This is a genomic window from Angustibacter luteus, assembly GCF_039541115.1.
In the GTDB taxonomy this organism is placed as follows: domain Bacteria; phylum Actinomycetota; class Actinomycetes; order Actinomycetales; family Angustibacteraceae; genus Angustibacter; species Angustibacter luteus.
In genome coordinates this window covers 218469-233887 of record NZ_BAABFP010000005.1, presented here as the reverse complement: position 1 = coordinate 233887, position 15419 = coordinate 218469, and the positions used below count along the sequence as shown (strand labels likewise).

At 71.2% G+C, this 15419-nt stretch carries 15 protein-coding genes; 3 read left to right on the top strand and 12 right to left on the bottom strand.

Features of this window, described 5'->3' with window-relative positions:
• Position 1: 1 nt before the first annotated feature.
• From ABEB17_RS10235 to ABEB17_RS10205, 7 genes are all read right to left on the bottom strand, one after another.
• Entirely contained in the window at positions 2 to 1273 is a 1272-nt protein-coding gene (locus ABEB17_RS10235; RefSeq protein ID WP_345716595.1) for a sugar ABC transporter permease, read from the bottom strand.
• A 45-nt stretch (positions 1274 to 1318) separates the two neighbouring features.
• The gene (locus ABEB17_RS10230; protein WP_345716594.1) at positions 1319 to 2191 is read right to left on the bottom strand and encodes an ATP-binding cassette domain-containing protein; all 873 of its coding nucleotides are present in this window, start codon (positions 2189 to 2191) and stop codon (positions 1319 to 1321) included.
• A 93-nt stretch (positions 2192 to 2284) separates the two neighbouring features.
• Positions 2285 to 3352 carry a sugar ABC transporter substrate-binding protein gene (locus ABEB17_RS10225; RefSeq protein ID WP_345716593.1) on the bottom strand — a complete coding sequence of 356 codons (1068 nt, stop codon included), beginning with the start codon at positions 3350 to 3352 and terminating at the stop codon, positions 2285 to 2287.
• A 398-nt stretch (positions 3353 to 3750) separates the two neighbouring features.
• On the bottom strand, positions 3751 to 6543 hold the full coding sequence (gene acnA, locus ABEB17_RS10220; RefSeq protein WP_345716592.1) for an aconitate hydratase AcnA: 2793 nt from the start codon (positions 6541 to 6543) through the stop codon (positions 3751 to 3753).
• 102 nt (positions 6544 to 6645) lie between these two features.
• Entirely contained in the window at positions 6646 to 7077 is a 432-nt protein-coding gene (locus ABEB17_RS10215; protein WP_345716591.1) for an acyl-CoA thioesterase, read from the bottom strand.
• Positions 7078 to 7121: 44 nt separating this feature from the next.
• On the bottom strand, positions 7122 to 8399 hold the full coding sequence (locus tag ABEB17_RS10210) for a class I SAM-dependent RNA methyltransferase (protein WP_345716590.1): 1278 nt from the start codon (positions 8397 to 8399) through the stop codon (positions 7122 to 7124).
• Between the two features lie 38 nt (positions 8400 to 8437).
• Complete coding sequence (locus tag ABEB17_RS10205; RefSeq protein WP_345716589.1) at positions 8438 to 10510, bottom strand: APC family permease; 2073 nt, start codon at positions 10508 to 10510, stop codon at positions 8438 to 8440.
• A 113-nt stretch (positions 10511 to 10623) separates the two neighbouring features.
• On the opposite strand from ABEB17_RS10205, the gene ABEB17_RS10200 reads away from it, so the two are divergent.
• Together ABEB17_RS10200 and ABEB17_RS10195 are read left to right on the top strand one after the other, a co-directional pair.
• A complete protein-coding gene (locus tag ABEB17_RS10200; protein WP_345716588.1) occupies positions 10624 to 11286 on the top strand; it encodes a potassium channel family protein in 663 nt (220 codons plus the stop codon).
• An 8-nt stretch (positions 11287 to 11294) separates the two neighbouring features.
• Entirely contained in the window at positions 11295 to 11981 is a 687-nt protein-coding gene (locus tag ABEB17_RS10195; RefSeq protein ID WP_345716587.1) for a potassium channel family protein, read from the top strand.
• 2 nt (positions 11982 to 11983) lie between these two features.
• Here the strand turns inward: ABEB17_RS10195 and ABEB17_RS10190 are convergent, their stop codons facing one another.
• From ABEB17_RS10190 to dut, 4 genes are read right to left on the bottom strand one after another with little or no spacing between them, the layout of a single operon-like run.
• The gene (locus ABEB17_RS10190; protein ID WP_345716586.1) at positions 11984 to 12712 is read right to left on the bottom strand and encodes a DUF3159 domain-containing protein; all 729 of its coding nucleotides are present in this window, start codon (positions 12710 to 12712) and stop codon (positions 11984 to 11986) included.
• A gap of 39 nt (positions 12713 to 12751) precedes the next feature.
• The gene (locus tag ABEB17_RS10185) at positions 12752 to 13132 is read right to left on the bottom strand and encodes an OB-fold nucleic acid binding domain-containing protein (RefSeq protein WP_345716585.1); all 381 of its coding nucleotides are present in this window, start codon (positions 13130 to 13132) and stop codon (positions 12752 to 12754) included.
• Between the two features lie 45 nt (positions 13133 to 13177).
• Entirely contained in the window at positions 13178 to 14029 is an 852-nt protein-coding gene (locus tag ABEB17_RS10180) for a DUF3710 domain-containing protein (RefSeq protein WP_345716584.1), read from the bottom strand.
• Complete coding sequence (dut, locus tag ABEB17_RS10175) at positions 14026 to 14559, bottom strand: dUTP diphosphatase (RefSeq protein ID WP_345716583.1); 534 nt, start codon at positions 14557 to 14559, stop codon at positions 14026 to 14028. The genes ABEB17_RS10180 and dut overlap by 4 nt, the downstream gene beginning before the upstream one ends.
• Positions 14560 to 14612: 53 nt before the next feature.
• On the opposite strand from dut, the gene ABEB17_RS10170 reads away from it, so the two are divergent.
• Complete coding sequence (locus ABEB17_RS10170) at positions 14613 to 15137, top strand: DUF3093 domain-containing protein (protein ID WP_345716582.1); 525 nt, start codon at positions 14613 to 14615, stop codon at positions 15135 to 15137.
• Here ABEB17_RS10170 and ABEB17_RS10165 read toward each other — a convergent pair.
• Positions 15110 to 15406, bottom strand: a complete 297-nt coding sequence (locus tag ABEB17_RS10165; RefSeq protein ID WP_345716581.1) for a DUF4193 domain-containing protein — start codon at positions 15404 to 15406, stop codon at positions 15110 to 15112. The genes ABEB17_RS10170 and ABEB17_RS10165 overlap by 28 nt on opposite strands.
• Positions 15407 to 15419 lie beyond the last annotated feature (13 nt).

Here is a 15419-nt window from a genome sequence, read left to right as displayed (position 1 = left end):
GTCAGATACCGCTCGCGCTGCGGCGGCGGCGCGAGATCGCGTCGACCGAGGCGGCGAGCAGCAGGACCCCGGCGGTCACCAGGTAGTTGACGTACGCCTGCAGACCCAGCAGACCGAGCCCGTTGTCGATGGTCGCGATCACCAGGCCACCGATCACGGCGTCCCGCGCCTTGCCCTTGCCACCGAAGAGGCTCGTGCCGCCGATGACGGCGGCCCCCACCGCGTACAGCAGCGTGTTGCCCGCACCGGCGTCGGGCGTCACCGAGTTCAGCCGCGAGGCGGCGATGATGCCCGACAGGGCAGCCATCGAGGAGCACACCACGAAGACCGAGATGCGGATCCGGCGCACGTCGATACCGGCGCGGCGGGCTGCCTCGGAGTTCCCACCGACGGCGTAGATGTGCCGGCCGTACCCAGTGCGCCCCAGGACCAGGGTCCAGACCACCAGCAGGATGCCGACGATCGGGACGACGTAGGGGATGCCCGCCACCGTGACCGTGGGCACCCGCGCGCGGTTGGCGCTCAGCACGTAGGTGAAGGCCAGGAGGACGACCGCCAGCGAGATCACCCGCGCCAGCACGAGCGCGAACGGCGGGTGCTGGAGCTGACGCCGGATCTGCATGCGCAGGCGCAGCAGCTGGATCGCGGCGTAGGCCAGCGACACGAAGACCGCGAGGATCCAGCCCCACACGACGGGCAGGTTGCTGTTGGCGATCCCCACGATGACGTCGTTGCGCACCGGGACCGTCCCGCCCTCACCGATCAGCCGCAGCGTGATGCCCTGCAGGCCCAGGAAGAACGCGAGCGTCACGACGAACGACGGGATGCCGAGGCGGGCCACCAGCAGACCGATGACCAGACCGATCGCCAGGCCGGTCGCCACGCCACCGACGACGGCCAGCGGCCAGCTCCAGCCCTTGTCGTTGATCAGGATCGCCATCACACAGGCGGCCACACCACCTGCCACACCCGCGGACAGGTCGATCTCGCCCAGCAGCAGGACGAACACCAGGCCCATCGCGAGCACGCAGATGGGGCCGGCCTGGACCGTCAGGTTCGCCAGGTTGCCGAACGACGGGAAGGTGTCCGGGCGCAGGATGGTGAACACCAGGAACAGCACGATGAGGCCCAGCACGGCCGGCAGGGCTCCCATGTCACCGCCGCGCAGCTTGTCGACGTACTCGCGGGTCGCACCCGCCACCGTCGTCGCGCGCTGGTCACCGCTGAAGTCGGTGCCTGCGACGCTGGCCTCGTCGCTGGACGTCGTCGTCATCGTCTGCTCCTCGCAGGGTGGGGCTGAGTTGAAGGGCGTCGCGCGTTAGGCCGACTGGGCAGCCGTGGCCTTGGAGATCCCCAGGTCACCGGAACGCCCGGCAGTGATGAGCTCCACCACTCGGCTGTGGTTGACGTCGGCGGCCGGGACGTCGGCCGCCACGCGGCCGAGGTACAGCGCGGTGATGCGGTCCGCCACCTCGAACACGTCGACCATGTTGTGCGAGATCAGGAGGACGCCCAGACCGTGGTCGGCCAGCCGGCGGACCAGGTCGAGCACCTGACGGGTCTGGGCCACGCCCAGGGCGGCGGTCGGCTCGTCCAGCAGCACGACCTTGGAGTTCCACAGCACCGCCTTGGCGATGGCGACGGTCTGTCGCTGGCCGCCGGAGAGGCTGGCGACGGACTGGCGCACCGACTTCACGGTGCGGACGGACAGCGAGGCCAGCGTCTTGCGGGCCTGGTCCTCCATCGAGGCCTCGTCGAGCAGCACGCCCGACCGGGTCTCGCGGCCGAGGAACATGTTCTCGACGATGTCCAGGTTGTCGCACAGCGCGAGGTCCTGGTAGACGATCTCGATCCCCAGCGCCGCAGCGTCCTTGGGTCCGTGCACGGCAACCGGCTTGCCGTCGAACAGGTACTCGCCGGAGTCCGCGGAGTAGATGCCAGCGATGGTCTTCACCAGCGTCGACTTCCCCGCGCCGTTGTCACCGACCAGCGCCGTGACCTGCCCCGGGTAGATCTTGAGATCGACGTCGTGCAGCACCTGCACGGCACCGAAGCTCTTGTTGATCCCGCGCAGCTCGAGCAACGGGGTCCCTGGCTCGGCGCTCTTCGCGCTGCCCGGGGAGGACGGACGGTCCGCAGGGGCGGGCTGAGCCGGCTGAGCTGGCTGGTCGGTCGCGTCGGACTCGGTCATGACCTCTCCTTTGTAGTACCAGGACGCATCGTGCCACCGAACGGCTCCGGTGCCGACACGGGTGTCGGCACCGGAGCCATCTCGATCAGCGCGTCAGGAGACGCCGTACTTCGTGCAGAGCTCGGCGTAAGCGCCGGTGCAGACCTCAGCAGCGCTCGCGCCACCGTCGGACACGACGTCCTTCACCGAGTCAGCGGTGATCGACTTCGGGTCCAGCAGCACCGAGGGGACGTCGCGGTTGCCCGTGTCGTCGTGAACGGTGCCGGTCGTGGTGCCCTTCTGGCCCTTGGTGATCGCGATGGCCAGGTCAGCCAGAGCGCCGACCTCTTCCTTCGCGGACTTGTAGACCGTCATGCACTGGCTGCCGTCGAGGACGTTCTGCAGACCCTGGACGGTTGCGTCCTGACCCGTCACCGGGACCTTGCCCTCGAGGTGGTTCTTCTTCAGGATGGCGATCGCCGCGTTGCCCAGGCCGTCGTTGGCCGCGAGCACGCCGTCGATCTTGCCCTTCTGCTGCGTGAACATCTGCTCGAAGATCGTGCCCGCCTGCAGGTTGTCCCACTTGGGAACGGCCTGCTCGGCAACCTGCTTGTACTCGGTCTTCGCGTCGAGGACCTTGTGCGCACCGGCTGCGAACAGCGTGGCGTTGTTGTCCGTCGGCGAGCCGTTCAGGTAGACGATGTTCGCCGGCTTGTCGCCGAGGCACTTCGCGAGGGCCTCACCCTGCAGGGTGCCGACCTTCGAGTTGTCGAACGACACGTAGTAGTCCGCGCTGCCACCGAGGGTCAGACGGTCGTAGTCGATCGTCGCGACGCCCTGCTTCTTCGCCTTGGCCTCGATCGCCGCACCGGAGTCGGAGTCCAGGTTGACGATCGCCAGGACGGTGACGCCCTGGGTCAGCATCTGGTCCGCGATCGTCTGCATCTTGGTCGCGTCACCCTGGGCGTTGTCGATGACCGCGGGGATCCCGGCGTCCTTGAACGCCTTCTCCAGCGCGGGACGGTCCGACGACTCCCAGCGAGCCGACGACTTGGTGTCGGGGAGGATGACCCCGATCTTGCCCTTCGACGCAGCGGTGCTCGAGCCACCCGATGCGTTGTCGTCACTGCTTCCACATGCCGTCAGCGCGAGAGCCACACCCAGGGCCCCAATCGCTGCCACGTAGCGCTTGCCTACCACTCCAGACCGCCTCCTCGACCGGCGCACGTCCGTCACGTGTTAGACACGTTGACGCTACGTGGGCGTAATTGTTGTGAGCGACAACGTATGGGCCGGAGGTCGTGTCGTCCAGTGGTTCGGGACAACAAATAGGTCTCGGACCGATCACGGTAATGATGGAACGCGCAGATCGGACAACCCGATCACGCACCGCTGCTCCCACTCACTCAGCGTGGGCGCATACAGGGACACAAGCGCACATTCGTGCTCCGTATCGATCCGGTCTCGCTGGCGTCTCAACGCGAGACCAGGCAGCGCCGGCGTGTCACGTCGACACCACGAGGCCCGTGAGCGGACGTGCGCGTCCGCTCACGGGCCCCGTGCCGCAACGACTCCCTGGCTCAGCCCACCAGCGAGCGCAGGACGTACTGGAGGATGCCGCCGTTGCGGTAGTAGTCCGCCTCCCCCGGCGTGTCGATCCGCACGCGCGCGTCGAACTCGACGTCCTCGCCCGACTCCTTGCGGGCCACGACCTTCACGGTGCGCGGGGTGCTGCCGTCGTTCAGCTCGGTGACCCCCGAGACGTCGAAGGTCTCCGTGCCGTCCAGGCCGAGCGACTGCGCCGACTCGCCGTCCGGGAACTGCAACGGCAGGACGCCCATCCCGATCAGGTTCGACCGGTGGATCCGCTCGTAGGACTGGGCGATGACCACGCGGACGCCGAGCAGCGCGGTGCCCTTGGCGGCCCAGTCCCGGCTGGAGCCGGAGCCGTACTCCTTGCCCGCCAGGATCACCAGCGGGATCTGCTGCTCCGCGTAGGCCTGCGCGGCGTCGTAGATGGACGCCTGCTCACCCGTCAGCAGGTTCTTGGTGAAGCCGCCTTCGACGCCGTCCAGCAGCAGGTTCTTCAGCCGGATGTTCGCGAACGTGCCGCGGATCATCACCTCGTGGTTGCCGCGGCGCGAGCCGTAGGAGTTGAAGTCCCGACGCTCGACGCCGTGGTCGGCCAGGTACCGACCGGCCGGGCTGTCCGCCTTGATCGAGCCGGCCGGGCTGATGTGGTCGGTCGTCACCGAGTCGCCGAGCACCGCCAGCACCCGGGCCCCGGACACGTCGGTGACGGCATCCGGCTCGGCCTGCATGCCGTCGAAGTACGGCGGCTTGCGCACGTAGGTCGACTCGCCGTCCCAGTCGAAGGTGTCGCCGGTGGGCGTCGGCAGCGACTGCCACCGCTCGTCGCCGGCGAACACGTCCGCGTAGTCCCGGGTGAACATCTCCTTGTTCAGCGAGCTCGCGATGACCCGGTCGACCTCGGCCGGCTCGGGCCAGATGTCGCGCAGGTACACGTCGTTGCCGTCGTGGTCCTGGCCCAGGGCGTCGGTCTCGAAGTCGAAGTCCATCGTGCCGGCCAGCGCGTAGGCGATGACCAGCGGCGGGGACGCGAGGTAGTTCATCTTCACGTCCGGGTTGATCCGGCCCTCGAAGTTGCGGTTGCCGGACAGCACCGAGACCACGGCCAGGTCCTGCTCGTTCACCGCGGCCGACACCTCGTCGATGATCGGGCCCGAGTTGCCGATGCAGGTGGTGCACCCGTAGCCAACCAGGTGGAAGCCGAGCTTCTCCAGGTACGGCGTCAGGCCGGACTTGTCGTAGTAGCCGGTGACGACCTTGCTGCCGGGGGCCAGCGACGTCTTGACCCAGGGCTTGCGCTCCAGGCCCGCCTCGACGGCCTTCTTCGCCAGCAGGCCGGCGCCGACCATCACCGACGGGTTGGAGGTGTTGGTGCAGCTGGTGATCGAGGCGATCGCGACCGCGCCGTGGTCGATCTCGACGTCCTGGCCGTCCAGCGAGATGGTGGTCGGCCGCGATGCGCGGTTCGCCACGTCGCCGTCGTGCACCGGGGCGCCGTTCTGCGGCTGCGCGGAGTCCGGGGTGGGCGGGTCGGACGCCGGGAACGAGTCGCCGAGGACCGAGTCGCCGGCCTGCTGCGACACGTACGCCGGCAGCACCTCGCGGAAGCCGGCCTTGGCCGCGGACAGCTCGACGCGGTCCTGCGGACGCTTCGGGCCGGCGATGCTCGGCACCACGGTGGACAGGTCCAGCTCGAGGTGCTCGCTGAACCGCGGCTCGACGGACGCGTCGTGCCACAGGCCCTGCTCCTTGGCGTAGGCCTCGACGAGCGCCACCTGGGCGTCGTCCCGGCCCGTCAGCCGCAGGTAGTCCAGCGTGACCTCGTCGATCGGGAAGATCGCGCAGGTGGAACCGAACTCGGGGCTCATGTTGCCGATGGTCGCGCGGTTCGCCAGCGGCACGGCCGCGACGCCCTCGCCGTAGAACTCGACGAACTTGCCGACCACGCCGTGCTCGCGCAGCTGCTCGGTGATGGTCAGGACGACGTCCGTGGCGGTCGCGCCGGCCGGGATCTGGCCGGACAGCTTGAAGCCGACGACGCGCGGGATGAGCATCGACACGGGCTGACCCAGCATGGCCGCCTCGGCCTCGATCCCGCCCACACCCCAGCCCAGGACGCCGATGCCGTTGACCATCGTGGTGTGCGAGTCGGTACCGACGCAGGAGTCCGGGTAGGCCCGCAGCTCGGTGCCGCCGCCCTCGACCGCCACCTCGCGGGTCATCACGGTGCGTGCCAGGTGCTCGATGTTGACCTGGTGCACGATGCCGGTGCCCGGCGGGACGACCTTGAAGTCGTCGAACGCGCCCTGGCCCCAGCGCAGGAACTGGTAGCGCTCGCCGTTGCGCTCGTACTCGAGCTCCACGTTGCGCGCGAAGGCGTCCTCGCGGCCGAACACGTCGGCGATCACCGAGTGATCGATGACCATCTCGGCGGGCGCGAGCGGGTTGATCTTGGCGGGGTCGCCGCCGAGCTCCTTGACGGCCTCGCGCATGGTCGCGAGGTCGACAATGCAGGGCACACCGGTGAAGTCCTGCATGAGCACCCGGGCCGGGGTGAACTGGATCTCGGTGTCCGGCTCGGCATCTGGGTCCCAGCCGGCGAGCGCGCGCACGTGGTCGGCCGTGATGTTGGCGCCGTCCTCGGTGCGCAGCAGGTTCTCCAGCAGGACCTTCAGGCTGTACGGCAGGTTGTCCGCGCCGTCGATGCCCTTCAGCCGGAAGATCGTGTAGGTGTCGTCGCCGACCGTCAGGTCGCCCTTGGCACCGAAGCTGTCCTGGCTCACCGCTGCTCCTCCGTCTACCGGTGCGCACGTCTCGTGCAGCACGTCCTCGGTCACACTATCTTGATGTCGAGATAAATTCCAGGGTTGTCCGGCGACCCGCCGTCAGGCGATCCGTCGCTCGAGCGCGTCGCGCAGCGCCTCGGGCACCCGCACCGGCTCCCGCTCGGCCACCCGGACACAGACGTAGGTGATCTGGGCCGTGAAGACCATCTGCCCGTCCGGCACCCGGACCACCTCGAACCGCAGCACCAGCGACGTGCTGCCGACCGAGACCGGGTGCACCCGCACCTCGGCGCTCGTGTGCGGCCCGAGCGACCCCACCCACTGCACGTCGGCGTGCCGCAGCAGCACGTCCAGCCCCTCGGCGTTCAGCCCGGACGACGGCGTGCCCAGGTGCGCGAAGAACGCGGCCTGGGCGGCGTCGCAGTAGGCGAAGTACCACATGTTGAAGACCACGCCGAGGGCGTCGACCTCGTGGAACCGCACGTCGAACGGCCAGCTGAACGGGGCTGGCGGGGCGACGTCGTCGGGCACCCGTCGATCCTCTCGCGGACGCCGGTCCCCGGCCACCGCGGGCCCTACGACTGCGGCGCGGGCACGAGGCGGGCGACGCACTCGATGTGGTGCGTCATCGGGAAGCAGTCGAAGGCCCGCAGGGCGTCCAGCTGGTAGCCGTGCTCGGCGAACGTCTTGACGTCCCGGGCCAGCGCGGCCGGGTCGCAGGCGACGTACGCGACGGCTCGCGGCCGGACCGCGACCACCTGCTCGACCACCCGCCGCCCCGCGCCGTCGCGCGGCGGGTCGAGCACCACGAGGTCCGCGGTCATCCCGCTCTCCAGCACCGTGGCCAGCACCTGGTCGACCCGGCCGGCGGTGATGCCGACCTGGGTCAGCTCGTGCAGGTTGCGGCGCGCGTCCCGGACGGCGTGCGGATCGCCCTCCACGGCCAGCACCGCGCCCTCCGGGCCGAGCCGCTCGGCCAGCGCGGCGGCGAACAGCCCGACGCCCGCGAACAGGTCCAGGGCCTGCTCCCCCGGCGCCGGCTCCAGCATCTCCAGCACCGCACCGACCAGGGCCGCCGGGGCGCCCGGGTGCACCTGCCAGAAGCCGGACCCGCTGACCCGCATCGTCGCGGACCAGTCGCCGACCTCGACCTGCTCGCGGACCCACGTCCGGCCCCGCACCCGCTCCAGACCGCCCGGCGTGCTGACCGCGAGCGAGGCGTCCAACGCGCTGGCGGGCGGCAGCACCGGACGCCGGTGCCCCACCGGGCCGACCAGCACCAACGGCTTGTCACCACCGGACGGCGCGACCACCTCGACCCGCGAGGCGCCCACCCACTGCGGCGAGGACAGCTCGATGGCCTGCACCCGGCCGACCGCGATCGGGCAGCTCTCGATCTCGACCACCTGGTGCGAGCGGTGCTCGCGCAGCCCGAGCCGGCCGCGCGGGCTGATCGTGTGCTGCACCCGGGTGCGCCAGGCGAGCCCGTCGTCATCGCCCGGCACGGGCTCGACGGTCAGCCCGTCGACCAGTGGCGAGTCCAGCCCGGCCAGCCGGTGCAGCTGCTCGCGCACCACATCGGCCTTCAGCTCGCGCTGGCGCTCCAGCGTCACGTGCTGCCAGTCGCAGCCGCCGCAGCCCCCAGGCCCGCTGACCGGGCAGCGGGACGGCACCCGGTCCGGCGAGGCCTCGAGCACCTCGACGGCGTCGCCGCGCAGGAACCGGTCGGTGGCCGCACCCTCGGTGATCTGCACCCGCACCCGCTCGCCGGGCAGCGCGTGCCGGACGAAGACCACCCGTCCCTCGTGCCGCGCGACGCAGTGCCCGCCGTGCGCCACGGCCCCGACGTCCACCTCGACGACGCTGCCGACCAGGGCGTCCTGCTCGCCGCTCAGGAGGTGCCCCCCGGCGGCTTCGGGCCACGCCGGACGGCTCCCGGCGCCGGACCGCCCATGCGGCCCTCCAGCTTCTCCTCGAAGCCCTCCGAGGACTGCAGCTGCCACGGCACGCTGGCCACCATCACGCCCTGCATGAACAGCAGCCGGGCCTTGAGCCGCAGCGCGCTCTGGTTGTGCAGCAGCTGCTCCCACCAGTGCCCGACGACGTACTCCGGGATGTAGACCATGACGACGTCGCGCGGGCTGTCCCGGCGGATCGAGCGCACGTAGTCGATGACGGGCCGGGTGATCTCGCGGTACGGCGAGTCCAGCGACTTGAGCGGCACCGGGATGCCGCGGCGGTCCCACTCGGCCTGCAGCGCAGCAGTGTCCTCCGGGTCCACGTTGACGCTGATGCCCTCCAGGTAGGACGGGCGGGTGGCCCGCGCGTAGGCCAGGGCGCGCAGCGTCGGCCGGTGGATCTTGGACACCAGCACGAGCGCGTGCACCCGGGACGGCAGGACGACGTCCGTGCTGTCGTCGTCCGGGGCGAGCTCGGCCGCCACCGCCGTGTAGTGCTTCTTGATCGCCCGCATCAGCAGGAAGAGCACCACCATGGCCGCGATCGCGATCCAGGCGCCCTTGACGAACTTGGTCAGCAGGACGACGACCAGCACGAGCCCGCAGATGCCGGCACCGAGGCCGTTGATCACCCGGGCCCGCTGCATGCGTCTGGCCTCGGCGCCGGAGGCCGTGCGCAGCAACCGGTTCCAGTGCCGGATCATGCCGAACTGGCTGGTCGTGAAGGACACGAAGACCCCGACGATGTACAGCTGGATCAGCCGGGTCACCTGCGCGTCGAAGGCGACGATCAGGATGCTCGCCATCAGGGCCAGCGTGATGATGCCGTTGCTGAAGGCCAGCCGGTCGCCGCGGGTGTGCAGCTGGCGGGGCAGGTAGCCGTCCCGCCCGAGGATCGAGCCGAGGACGGGGAAGCCGTTGAAGGCCGTATTCGCCGCGAGCACCAGGATCACGCCGGTCGCGGCCGCCACGAGGTAGAACGCCGGTGAGAAGTGGTCGAAGATCGCCTTGGCGAGCTGGCCGATCACCGGGTCCTGCGAGTAGCTCTCGCCGCCGGGGAACAGGACGGTGCCGTCCGGGCCGACCACACCGGACTGGCCGTTGAGCAGCAGCTCGCCCGTGTCGTTGGGGTCGACGAAGACCAGGTGGGTGAAGTGCGCGAGCGCCAGGATCGACAGCAGCATGGTGACGGCGATCGCGCCGAGCCAGGCCAGCGTGGTCGCGGCGTTGCGGCTCTTCGGCTTCTGGAAGGCGGGCACGCCGTTGCTGATCGCCTCGACGCCGGTCAGGGCCGCGCAGCCGGAGGAGAACGCGCGCAGGATGAGGAAGAAGCCGGCCAGGGTGGCCAGGCCGCCCTCGTAGGCGGACTGCGGCTGGACCGTGAACTGTGCGCTCTCGACGTTGGGCAGGTCGCCGAACGCGAACCGCACGAAGCCCCACAGGCTCATGCCGATGATCGCGGCCATGAAGATGTAGGTCGGGATGGCGAAGGCCGAGCCGGACTCGCGGACCCCGCGCAGGTTCATCGCGGTCAGCACGGCCACGGCGATGACGGCGGCCACCGCCTCGTGCCCCTTGAGCGCCGGGATCGCGGAGGCCGCGTACTGCGACGCCGACGAGATCGACACCGCGACGGTGAGCACGTAGTCGACCAGCAGGGCGCTGGCGACGGTCAGGCCGGCCGTCGCGCCGAGGTTCGTCGTGGCCACCTCGTAGTCGCCGCCACCGGAGGGGTAGGCGTGCACGTTCTGCCGGTAGCTGGCGACCACGACGAGCATGACCACCGCGACGGCCAGCCCGACCTTCCAGCTGAACGCGTAGGCCCCGATGCCGGCCAGCGACAGGGTCAGGAAGATCTCGTCCGGGGCGTAGGCGACGGACGACAGCGCGTCGCTCGCGAACACCGGCAGGGCGATGCGCTTCGGCAGCAGCGTCTCCCCCAGTCGGTCGCTGCCCAGGGGGCGACCGACGACAAGACGCTTCAGGATCCGACCGGCGACAGGCACGGTCCTTGATGCTAGGGCCTGCCGGGCGTGTAGCGTGCGGTGCGGTCGTCCAGGGGGTGTTCGCGCCGCCCTGACGGCCACGATGACCGTGATCGAGGCGAGAGAGGCGTGGCGTGCACTTCGTCATCATGGGCTGCGGCCGGGTGGGCTCGACGCTCGCCCACAGCCTGGAGGCATCGGGTCACGACGTGGCGGTGGTCGACCAGGAGGAGACCGCGTTCCGGCGGCTCGGCGCCTCGTTCGAGGGACGCCGGGTGACGGGGGTCGGCTTCGACCGCGACACGCTGCGCGAGGCCGGTATCGAGCAGGCCTACGCCTTCGCCGCCGTCAGCAGCGGCGACAACTCGAACATCCTCGCCGCGCGCGTCGCCCGGGAGACCTTCGGCGTCGAGAACGTCGTCGCTCGCATCTACGACCCGGGCCGCGCCGAGATCTACCAGCGCCTCGGCATTCCCACCGTCGCGACGGTCCGCTGGACGTCGGACCAGATGCTGCGTCGGCTGCTCCCGGTCGGCGCGGCGCCGCTGTTCCGCGACCCCAGCGGCAAGGTCGTGCTCGCCGAGGTGCCCGTGCACCGCGGCTGGGTCGGCCGCCGGGTCGACGAGATGGCCGCGGTCGGGCGGTTCCGCATCGCCTACGTGAGCCGGCTGGGCGACGCGCTGGTGCCGACCGGCGACACGATCTTCCAGGACGGCGACCTGCTGCACGTGGCCGTGGTCGAGGCCGACCTGCCCGAGGTCTCCTCCGCCCTCGACTCACCCCCCGCGACGGACTGAGAGGCACCATGCGCGTCGTCATCACGGGCGCCGGCAGCGTCGGCCGCTCGATCGCCCGCGAGCTGCTGGGCAACGGCCACCAGGTGCTGCTGGTCGACAAGGAACCGCGGGCCGTGCAGACCCAGCGCGTCCCGGACGCCGAGTGGCTGCTCGCGGACGCCTGCGAGATCAGCGCGCTGCGCGAGGCCGGGCTGGAGAGCTGCGACGTGGTCGTCGCGGCCACCGGCGACGACAAGGCGAACCTCGTCGTCTCCCTGATCGCCAAGACGGAGTTCGGCGTGCCGCGCACGGTCGCCCGGGTGAACAACCCCAAGAACGAGTGGATGTTCGACGAGGCCTGGGGCGTGGACGTCGCCGTGTCGACGCCGCGGCTGATGACGGCCCTGGTCGAGGAGGCCGTGAGCGTCGGCGACCTGGTGCGGATCTTCCAGTTCCAGCAGGGCCGGGCGACGATGGTCGAGATGACGCTGCCCGACGACTCCCCCTACGCCGGGACGACGGTGGGCGAGCTCAGCTGGCCGCCGGACAGCGTCCTGGTCGGCATCATCCGCGAGGACCGGCCGATCGCCCCGAGCCGGGACGACGCGCTCGAGGGCGGCGACGAGTTGCTCTTCCTGACGGTGCCGGAGAGCGAGGGTGCGCTCGAGCAGATGCTCTCGCCCGGGCACGCCGAGCACCACAACGTGGGCGACTGACCTCAGGCCGGATCTGTCGAACCGCTCGGCCGCGCACCGTCCGTCGGCAGGTCCGTCGGCAGGTCCGTGGGCAGGTCCTCAGGGTCGAGCGGGGTGCGGCCGCGCAGCAGGACGGCGCCCATCGTCGCCACCGCCAGCAGGTACAGCGGCCAGCCGAGGACGATCTTCTCCACCCCGAGCCAGCCGACCCGGTCCGCGAAGTACGTCGGCAGCATGACGGCGACCCGGATCGCGTACATCGCGGACAGCACCAGCGTCAGACGCTGGCAGAGCCGCACGATGCCGGGGTGACCGCGCCAGGCCAGCGGATCCTCGGGGTGCGCCGCGCCCACGATGAACCCGACCATCGGCCACCGGGTCACGACGGACAGCAGGCTCACGGCGAGCAGCGCGCAGCTGTACAGGATGCCCGGCAGGAACGCGTCCTGGGCCCGCCCGGTGCGCAACGCGAAGAACGCCGCAATGCCCACCGCGAACAGGCTGCTCAGCGCGTAGCGCGGGGTCTGTCGCTGGACCAGCCGGACGGCGAGGGTGACCAGGACGATCCCCGCGCTGGCCACCAGGGCGGCCGTCAGGTTCTTGGACGTGGTCCAGACCACCACGAACGCGACCGTCGGCAGCGCGGCCTCGACCGAGCCGCGCAGGCCGCCGACCCCTTCCACGAGCCGGTGCCGGACGACCTCCTCCACGGTGGTGGCACCCTCCGGGACGTGCCCGAGGACCAGGCTCACGCGGCACTCACCGGGGGCTCACTCGCGGCTCGCTGGGGCTCACTCAGAGCCGCCGGGGAGCAGCTCGTAGCTCGGGTTGAACAGCACGCGAGCACCGTCGCGGCGAGCGATCCGCCCCCGCACCCGGATCCGGCTGCCGGCCTGGATCCCAGCGATCTGCCGTCGCCCCAGCCAGACGACGTCCACGGTGCCGGACCCGTCGTACAGCTCGGCGACCAGCGCCGGGACGCCGGCCCGCGGCCTCAGGGTCACCGAGCGCAGCGTGCCGCAGACACACGCCAGCTGACGGTCCGGGAGCTCGTCGACGGGGGTACCGCCGAAGCGGTCCGAGACCTCGCGAAGGTCCTCGGCCTCGAGCATCTGGTCCGAGCTGGACAGCCGGTGCAACGCCGAACGCAGCCGACCGCGAGTCTCACCCATGACACCAAGGGTAACCGCGCGCGGGGCCGCCGTATGCCCGCCGGCTCAGCGGCGCTCGGTGATCTCCGGCCCACGCCGGAACGGGGCCAGGTCGTCGTAGCTCTTCGGCGGCTCGTTGGCGGCGATCGACTCCTGCGCCGGGGCCTGCGAGCCGTCCTCGGGCTCCCCGTCCGCCGGGCCGCCCTCGACGTCGTCGCCCGTGGGCAGGCGCAGGGGCAGCAGCTCGCGCGGGCCCATCGGCTCGACGCCGCGGTCCACCACGACGCCAGCCACCAGGGCCTCGAGCGCCGCCGTCACCTCGGCCTGCGGCTCGATGGCGGCGCGGCCGTGGAACACGGCGCGCAGCAGCCAGCGCGGCCCGTCCACCCCGGTGAACCGCAGGGGCTGGAAACCGACCTTGCCGTCCGGCTGCGTCGCCGGAACCCGAGCGAGCAGCTCACGGCCGAACCGCCCGTAGCCGGGGTCGGCGGTGCCGCCCTGCTCGGTGATGCCGGCGGCGATCTCGGCGCAGACCTCGGACCAGATGCCCTCGCTGCGCGGCGCCGCGAACGCCTGGATCTGCACGGCGGCGTCCTCCAGCACGACGAACGCGCCGGTCACCTGCCCGGTGGCCTCCTCCATCTGCAGCTGGAGCTCGATGCCCTCGAGCATCGGCAGCCACAGCGAGCCCAGCTCGAGCCGGCCCTCGGCGTCCTCGACCTCCGAGCGGTCCAGCGGGCCGCCGGAGCGGTCGAACGTGGCCGCCCGGTCCGGGGTCACGTCCGAGGCCGGTCCGCCCTCGGCGAGATCGGCGTCCGCCGGGGTGTCGACGTCACTGTCGACGTCACTGTCGACGTCCACGTCACGAGCGGTGTCGACGTCCGGGTCGGCGTCCTTGCGACGCTTGAACAGGCTCACGAGATGTCTCCCTCCGAGGCTCCCGCCCCGATGTTGGTGCCCGGTGCTGGTGCCGCTCCGGCGAAGCCGCCGGTCGATCCGTGGCCGCCGGCGCCGCGAGCCGAGTCCGGCAACCCCGCCACCACGACGAAGTCGGCCCGCTCGACCCGCTGGACGACCAGCTGGGCCACCCGGTCGCCCCGGTGCAAGGTGACGGCGGTGGCGCGGTCGGTGTTCACCAGGTTGACATGGATCTCACCGCGGTACCCGGCGTCCACCGTCCCTGGTGCGTTGAGCGTGGTGACGCCGTGGCGCGCGGCCAGCCCCGAGCGCGGGTGCACGAACGCGGCGTAACCGAGCGGCAGGGCGATCGCGACGCCCGTGGGGACGGTCGCGCGCTCCCCTGGCCCGAGGGTCACGTCGACCCGGGTCAGCAGGTCCGCGCCGGCGTCGCCGAGGTGGGCGTACGTCGGCGTCGGCAGCTCGTCGTCCAGCTGCTGAAGCAGCACCTGGACGGTCGGCGCCTGGGCGTCCTGCTCTTGCGCGCTCATCGGCAGCGACCCTAGTCCCTCGGGTCGGTGGGTTCGCGTGCCACCCTGGTCCGGTGAGCGATGCCGGCGCCCCGCAACCCGAGTACCACGAGACCCTGCTGCCCTCGCTGCCCGTGTGGGTCGTCGTCCTGGCCGTGGCGGCCTGCTTCGGACTGGTCGCCCTGCGGCCCCTGGGGCCGGCCGGCGCCGGGGTCGTCGCGGGCGTCGCGGTGGTCGCCGCCGCCGCCGCCCTGCTGCGGTCCAGCGCCCGCGTGCAGGTGCACCAGGGCGAGCTGCGGGCCGGTCGGGCCCGGATCGAGACGCACTTCCTGGGACGGGTCGCCGTGGTCCCGGCAGCGCGGATGACGGCGCTGCGCGGCCCGCAGGCGGACGCCCGGGCCTACCTCTGCCAGCGTCCCTGGATCCGGGAAGGTGTCGTCGTCGAGATCGTCGACCCGGCCGACCCGGTGCCGTACTGGCTCATCTCCTCGCGCAAACCGGAACGGCTCGTCGCCGCGCTCCGGGCCGCTGGGGCCGGTGGAGCAGGCGACGAGCCGTCCGACGGCTCAGGTCAGGCGCACTCGCGGCACACCGGCTGACCGGCGGTCTCGCCGAACAGCTGGCTGCGGTGCTTGACCAGGAAGCATCGTGAGCAGGTGAACTCGTCGGCCTGGCGGGGAAGCACCCGGACGGAGAGCTCCTCGTTGGACAGGTCCGCGCCGGGCAGCTCGTAGCCCTCGGCCTGCTCGGTCTCGTCCACGTCCACCGAGGACGAGCTCTTGTCGACCCGTCGTGCCTTGAGCTCCTCGATGCTGTCTTCGTTCAGGTCGTCGTCGGTCTTGCGTGGCGCGTCGTAGTCGGTCGCCATGAGTGGGTCGCCC

Bases quoted from the DNA above. Each gene is read 5' to 3' on its own strand.
- dut (WP_345716583.1), bottom strand. From the start codon at position 14,559: ATGAGCGCGCAAGAGCAGGACGCCCAGGCGCCGACCGTCCAGGTGCTG.
- ABEB17_RS10165 (WP_345716581.1), bottom strand. From the start codon at position 15,406: ATGGCGACCGACTACGACGCGCCACGCAAGACCGACGACGACCTGAAC.
- ABEB17_RS10230 (WP_345716594.1), bottom strand. From the start codon at position 2,191: ATGACCGAGTCCGACGCGACCGACCAGCCAGCTCAGCCGGCTCAGCCC.
- ABEB17_RS10235 (WP_345716595.1), bottom strand. From the start codon at position 1,273: ATGACGACGACGTCCAGCGACGAGGCCAGCGTCGCAGGCACCGACTTC.
- ABEB17_RS10185 (WP_345716585.1), bottom strand. From the start codon at position 13,132: ATGGGTGAGACTCGCGGTCGGCTGCGTTCGGCGTTGCACCGGCTGTCC.
- ABEB17_RS10195 (WP_345716587.1), top strand. From the start codon at position 11,295: ATGCGCGTCGTCATCACGGGCGCCGGCAGCGTCGGCCGCTCGATCGCC.